The organism is Daejeonella sp. (assembly GCF_044232565.1).
Taxonomy (GTDB): domain Bacteria; phylum Bacteroidota; class Bacteroidia; order Sphingobacteriales; family Sphingobacteriaceae; genus Daejeonella.
Window position 1 is genome coordinate 1 of record NZ_JBIILQ010000165.1, and the last position, 6,310, is coordinate 6,310.

Below are 6,310 nucleotides of genomic sequence, written 5' to 3' on the forward strand. Positions count from 1 at the left end.
TTATAGTTATACTGATGAGGAAACTCTGGATGCCATCAAGCAGGTTCATGCATACCATGGCTATATCATGTGCCCACATACTGCGATTGCTTATTTGGGGGTAAAAAATTGGAAGAGCGATAATCCTGAGGATACATCATCGGCTGTTTTCTTATCCACTGCTCATCCCTGTAAGTTTCCGGATGTTTTTCCGGAGGAGATTGCTGAGGAAATTGAAATTCCGCCACAAGTCAGGGATTTAGAAGATAAAATGCAAATTCGGATTAGCCTTCAAAATGATTTTGAATCATTGAAGCGCTATTTATTGGGATAGATCTATGTGCGTAGGGACAGGTCGCGACCTGTCCCTACGGAAAAGACCCTAACTATCCGTGGAGTTCCCATCTCTCTTCATGTTTATGAGATCAAGTCTGCGCAAATCCCTCTAAATCTGCGGGACAAAAAAGACCTGAAAGAAACTGTTTGATACGGACAACACCAACCAAATGAGCGCTATTGCTAAGGTGGCAACACCTTTAAAAGATTATATTTTTCGATAATACATTATTATTTATTTAATTAATAATCAGTAGTGTCCGATAAAAAAACAAAAAAACAAACGAAGTAGCCGAAACTACCCCGTTAGTTCATACTTTTAAGTTCCGACACTTTCAAGCATGAACAAATCTAAAAACTTTAGCGGGCAGCCGATAATTTCACAGGTATTAAAATTTATTCCGGCATCTATTATTTCCCGGACAGCGAAAAAATATATGAGTGACCGTTATTACAAGCAGTTTAAGACCTACGATTATTTGGTAACCATGATTTTTGCCACCCTTAGAGGGAGTAGCTCATTGCGGGAGGTGAGTAGTATTATGTTGGCCTGTGAGGGAAAAATCAATCATTTAGGCTTGAGCAAAACCCAAAACTCAGCACACTGTCCGATGCTAATAAAAAACGTTCAAGCAGCGTGTTTGCTGCTATTTATCAATCCATTTATAATCAGTACAAGCATTTTTTATCGGACAGCAATCCTAGAATAGTTCCTGTGCAGGATTTAAAGATTGTCGATTCATCAACCATTGGTCTTTTTAGCGATGTTTTAAAGGGTGCTGGCCGAAATCCACTGAATGGAAAAAAGAAGGGTGGAATAAAAATGCATACCATGATTAATGCTCTCGAAGATGTTCCTTGTCTAGTACGATTCTCATCCGCTGCAACACACGATCATACCTTTTTAAAAGACTTAGACTTAAAAAAGGGCTCTTTTTTAGTGTTTGAAAAAGGATATGTGGATTATCAGCAATACCATAACTGGACGTTAGACGATATTTATTTTGTAACTAGGCAAAAAGAAAATGCCGTTTACCAAAGCCTAGAAGAGTTTCCTATTGGTGACCATATCCATTCTGGGGTATTAAAAGATGAACGGATTGAAATAATGAAGGATAAACAAACCTTCGCCTTGCGTCGGGTAGCTTTCTATCATGCCGAACAAGATCGGGTTTACGAGTTTATTTCTAATAACTTTGAACTACCCGCTGATAAAATAGCTGAAATTTACAAACAGCGATGGCAAATAGAAACCCTCTTTAAACTATTGAAACAAAACTTTCCCTTAAAATATTTTTTAGGAGACAATCAAAATGCGATCGAAATACAAATCTGGGTCAGCCTAATTATGCTAGTTATTCAAAGAAAAGCGAAACGGAAATGGGCCTTTTCGAACATGATGTCCGTTATCCGATATCATTTAATGACCTATATTGATTTATTCAAATTTCTGAAAAAACCTGACGGTCACTGGATAGATTTAAACAATATAAATCAGAAACAATTATCCCTGTTTCAAACATAGGGGGAGGTTCTATTTGAGAAAAATAAAAAATATACGTTTACAGATGATACAGTCCGTAAATAGTAAACGACTAAATTTTAATCGGACACCAATGATTAATAATGTATTATAATACACTTGTTTAATTTAAAATTCCAGTAAGAAATATTTTTTAATTTAAAATATATTTTTTTTATTTAAATAATTTTTATTATATTGTAAATTAAAAAATATTTTATGAACAATTCAAATCAATTCAAAAGCTAATAGCTGGAATTTTACTGTTACTGGTTAGTGTTACGGGGTTTTATGCCTGTAAGAAAAGCGAAACTGATACTTATGAAAATCCTATACAGTATAAGGGTGAGTTAAAAACTTATCACGAATCTCAAGACTATAAAAATTTACTGTTACAATTTCCTGATCAAAAATTTACCGATATGTCTGTTGTTCAAGTTAATAATAGGATGAAGGCAATTGTGACAAATATAATTTCATCTTCTGGTCTTATAGTGAAAGCAATAACTTATTTTGAACCCGAAACTGATGGGACGAACACGTGGTATCCTACGATTGTTACTAAAATGTCTTCAGATATATTTCCAATCAAAGAAATGCAAGAGAAAAAGAACTTTTCAGGAACTTTGGAAATTGTTACCTCTGCAGGGATTTATCTTAGTAGAACTAATGTAAAAAACAATATCATTGTAAATTTAGATTCTAGTCCTAATTTAGCTTTGAAGAATAAAACTGAACTTAATTCTTATAACGGAAAAGTGATGTATGTGCCAAGCGGAGTGACTGATTGTATTAGAGCGGCAACCAGCTGTTGGAATGAAGAGGTGAGCAATATGGGTCTTATCGCATATGCCAGCTATTGCGCTACTTTTCCACTTTCTGCAACTCTAATCTTAGCAGATTGTATGTTGCATAGTAAAGCCTGCCTTGGTATTAACAAGCCCGCTGAAGTAATTAACGAAGTTAATAACTAAATTTAATACTATTATATTGTGAATAGCCTTATTTTAATAATTCCAGTTGTATTCTACCTTGCTTTTTTGTCTTTTGGGTTTCCTTACGTGAAAAGTAGAACAGAGAAGTATGGAGTCAACAAAACATTTTGGTACGTTTTTCTGTTTTTAATGCCAATAGTAGCTTTAATTGCTTTCTATTTCTCCGAGGTTAAACATAGAGAAGCCTGAGTAATTTATGCTGCTTAGGGACAGGTCTCGGACCTGTCCCTAAGAAAAATATTTTAAAATATCGCTTCAGCGATTTTTCTCGTCGGGCCCGGATTACTCATAGTATAAAAATGTAAAACAGGAGCACCAATTTTGATCAAATCTTTACACTGAGCGATCATGTGCTCAATTCCAACCTCTCTTACTTCCTTTTCTGATTTACATTTGGCAACAGCTTCACTTAAGTCTTCTGGCAAATCAATGTGGAATATTTTCGGCAAGCTAATCATTTGCTTAGATGAAGTGATTGGCTTTAATCCCGGAATAATGGGCACATTGATGCCGTTTTTACGACATAAGTCAACAAATTCAACATATTTTGAATTGTCGAAAAACATTTGAGTCACAATAAATTCGGCACCCATTTCAACCTTCATTTTCAAGTATTTGAAGTCGGTTTTTAAGTTTGGTGATTCAAAATGCTTCTCTGGATATCCGGCAACACCGATACAAAATTGTGTTTTATAGGCTGTGTCATGATCTTCATGAAGGTAAACGCCATTATTCATATTTACAACCTGTTGAAGCAGGTCGCTAGCATAGGCATGTCCTCCCGGCGTCGGAATAAATCCAGAATCCGCATGACGGGCATCGCCACGCAAAACTAGCACATTATCTATCCCAAGAAACTGGAGATCGATGAGTGCATTTTCTGTCTCTTCCCTTGTAAAACCACCACAAATAAGATGCGGCACAGCATCTACCTTATACCTATTCATAATTGCGGCACAAATAGCTACAGTTCCAGGCCGTTTACGATAGGAAACTTTCTCAAGTAATCCACTATCATGCTGTTTATAGATATAATCTTCCCTATGATAAGTTACATCGATAAATGGCGGATTGAAATCCATCAATGGATCAATCGCGTCGTAAATACCCTGAATACTCTGACCTTTAACAGGAGGAAGAAGCTCAAAAGAGAAGAGTGTTTTGCCCTTAGCTGCTGATATATGTTCTGTTATTTTCATCTAGTTTAGTAGTTAGTTTGTTAGTAGTTAGTTGGTTAGGAGAGCTAGCGGCTAAATAATATGTTTACCATTACAATTAGTAATTAGTTGGTTAGGAGTGCTATCTACAAAAAACATGTTTTACTTTAAATGTTTAATTTTTGTTTTTAATCTGTATTTAAGTTTACTGTGTATTGTATCTAATGAAACCATTCAATAATTTCCCCGAATTTTCTATTTTATCTAAGCAATCTTTTAATTGGACTTCGTTAATGTATGTCAGGTCTTTTGAAATGTATAATTGTGTTTCTAATTCGTATAATGAGCCTCTAGCAATGCTAAGAAACTGAATGGTTTCTTTTTTATGCTGCCTGCCGCAGCCCTCTGCAATATTCGAGGGTACAGAAACAGCACATCGTCTGATTTGTGAGATTATTCCAAATTGTTCATCTTTTGGGAAAGAAGAGGTTAACTCATAGATGTGCGAAGCCAATTGCCTAGCATGTTTCCAAACGTCTAATTCAGTATATTTTTGATAATTACCCATTCATTTAACTATCTAACCACTAACCAACTAACCATCTAATTACTAACAAACTAACCATCTAACCAACTAACCATCTAATACCCCAAATTCGGGCTCAGCCACCTCTCTACATCCTCTAATGCCATATTTTTACGTTTTGCATAATCTACAACCTGATCTTTATTAATCTTTCCCAATCCGAAATATCGTGATTGAGGATGTGCAAAGTAGAATCCGCTTACCGCTGCTGTTGGGTACATGGCGAAGCTCTCCGTAAGGTGAATTCCTGTTGCGTTTTCTGCATCTAGAACTTCAAATAGCGTTGCTTTTTCGGTATGATCTGGGCATGCAGGGTAACCTGGTGCCGGACGGATACCTATATATTTTTCTTTAATTAGTTCTTCGGAGCTTAATACTTCATCATGAGAGTAGGCCCAGAATTCTTTTCTAACCAATTCATGCATACGTTCTGCGAATGCCTCAGCTAGTCGGTCGGCAAGTGCCTTGACCATAATACTGTTGTAATCGTCATAATTCTTTTCGAACACGGCAACCAGTTCATCGCAACCAATACCTGTTGTAACCGCAAATCCACCCCAGTAGTCGGCGATGCCTGATTCCTTTGGTGCTACAAAATCAGATAAAGCATAGTATGGTTCATTTTTGACTTTTTCTGATTGCTGTCTTAAAGTATGAATCGTTTTATATACCTGAGTTCTACTTTCATCGGTATAAAGTTCAATGTCATCACCCACAGAATTAGCTGGCCAAAAGCCGATTACTCCCTTCGCTTGAAGCGATTTATCAGCGATAATCTTATTTAATAGGATTCTGGCTTCATCGTATAATTTTTTAGCTTCCAGACCAACATATTCATCTTCAAAAATACGTGGAAAGCTTCCTCGGAGTTCCCAGGTATGGAAAAATGGTGTCCAATCGATATAAGGGACTAATTCTTCAAGTGAAAAGTTGGCAAAGACTTTTGTTCCTAAGAAAGCTGGTTTTTTGACTTCTGCGGGACTAAAGTCAATGTGGAATTTGGCCGCTCTAGCCTCTTCAATGCTTTTAAATTGCTTATCCGATTTCTTGCTTAAATGTGCTTCACGAGCTTTGTCATATTCGCCACGAATACCAGAAATATAAGCTTCACGGTTTTCATCGCTCATTAATGTGCTGCATACGGTAACACTACGAGACGCATCGAGCACGTGTACTGCGGGCCCCGAATAATTAGGTGCAACTTTTACAGCTGCATGAATTCTGGAAGTTGTTGCTCCGCCAAGAATTAGCGGAATGGTAAAACCTTGCCTTTCCATTTCCTTGGCGAAATGTACCATTTCATCTAAGGACGGAGTTATCAATCCGCTAAGTCCGATGATATCTACTTGCTCAGCCTTAGCTACATCTATTATTTTTTGTGCCGGAACCATCACACCAAGATCAATCACCTCAAAATTATTGCAGGCAAGAACTACCCCTACAATATTTTTACCGATATCATGAACATCTCCTTTTACCGTTGCTAGCAATATTTTACCAGCATTTTTACGCTGATTGCTATCGGCATTGGTTCTTTTTTCTTCCTCGATAAAGGGTAGGAGATAAGCCACTGCTTTTTTCATTACCCTGGCCGATTTTACTACCTGAGGAAGAAACATCTTACCTTGGCCAAATAGATCACCAACAATACCCATTCCATCCATTAGCGGGCCTTCGATTACTTCCAGTGGCTTCGCATATTTTTGTCTTGCTTCCTCCACGTCTTCATCCAGGT

The 6,310-nt window shown here is 37.0% G+C and carries 6 protein-coding genes and 1 pseudogene; 4 read left to right on the plus strand and 3 right to left on the minus strand.

Annotated elements, in window-relative coordinates:
* The 4 genes and pseudogenes from ACILQF_RS09365 to ACILQF_RS09380 form a co-directional block, all read left to right on the plus strand.
* A pseudogene (locus tag ACILQF_RS09365) lies at positions 1-313 on the plus strand (threonine synthase); the annotation flags it as partial.
* A gap of 343 nt (positions 314-656) precedes the next feature.
* A complete protein-coding gene (locus ACILQF_RS09370) occupies positions 657-1,025 on the plus strand; it encodes a DUF4372 domain-containing protein (protein ID WP_395627149.1) in 369 nt (122 codons plus the stop codon).
* Positions 953-1,840, plus strand: a complete 888-nt coding sequence (locus tag ACILQF_RS09375; protein WP_395627150.1) for an IS4 family transposase — start codon at positions 953-955, stop codon at positions 1,838-1,840. The genes ACILQF_RS09370 and ACILQF_RS09375 overlap by 73 nt, the downstream gene beginning before the upstream one ends.
* Positions 1,841-2,403: 563 nt before the next feature.
* Entirely contained in the window at positions 2,404-2,811 is a 408-nt protein-coding gene (locus tag ACILQF_RS09380) for a hypothetical protein (protein ID WP_395627151.1), read from the plus strand.
* Positions 2,812-3,074: 263 nt separating this feature from the next.
* Here ACILQF_RS09380 and metF read toward each other — a convergent pair whose 3' ends face one another.
* The 3 genes from metF to ACILQF_RS09395 all read right to left on the minus strand — a co-directional run.
* Positions 3,075-4,031: a methylenetetrahydrofolate reductase [NAD(P)H] gene (gene metF / locus ACILQF_RS09385; RefSeq protein ID WP_395627152.1), complete on the minus strand. Its 957-nt coding sequence runs from the start codon at positions 4,029-4,031 to the stop codon at positions 3,075-3,077.
* A 163-nt stretch (positions 4,032-4,194) separates the two neighbouring features.
* Positions 4,195-4,557 (minus strand): four helix bundle protein, encoded by a 363-nt coding sequence (locus ACILQF_RS09390; protein WP_395627153.1) that lies wholly within the window; start codon positions 4,555-4,557, stop codon positions 4,195-4,197.
* Between the two features lie 74 nt (positions 4,558-4,631).
* The coding region (locus ACILQF_RS09395; RefSeq protein ID WP_395627154.1) for a vitamin B12 dependent-methionine synthase activation domain-containing protein at positions 4,632-6,310 on the minus strand (1,679 nt) is incomplete at its 5' end.

Excerpts from the sequence above, each read along its gene's own strand:
- ACILQF_RS09390 (WP_395627153.1), bottom strand. The coding sequence starts at position 4,557 with ATGGGTAATTATCAAAAATATACTGAATTAGACGTTTGGAAACATGCT.
- ACILQF_RS09370 (WP_395627149.1), top strand. The coding sequence starts at position 657 with ATGAACAAATCTAAAAACTTTAGCGGGCAGCCGATAATTTCACAGGTA.
- metF (WP_395627152.1), bottom strand. The coding sequence starts at position 4,031 with ATGAAAATAACAGAACATATATCAGCAGCTAAGGGCAAAACACTCTTC.
- ACILQF_RS09380 (WP_395627151.1), top strand. The coding sequence starts at position 2,404 with ATGTCTTCAGATATATTTCCAATCAAAGAAATGCAAGAGAAAAAGAAC.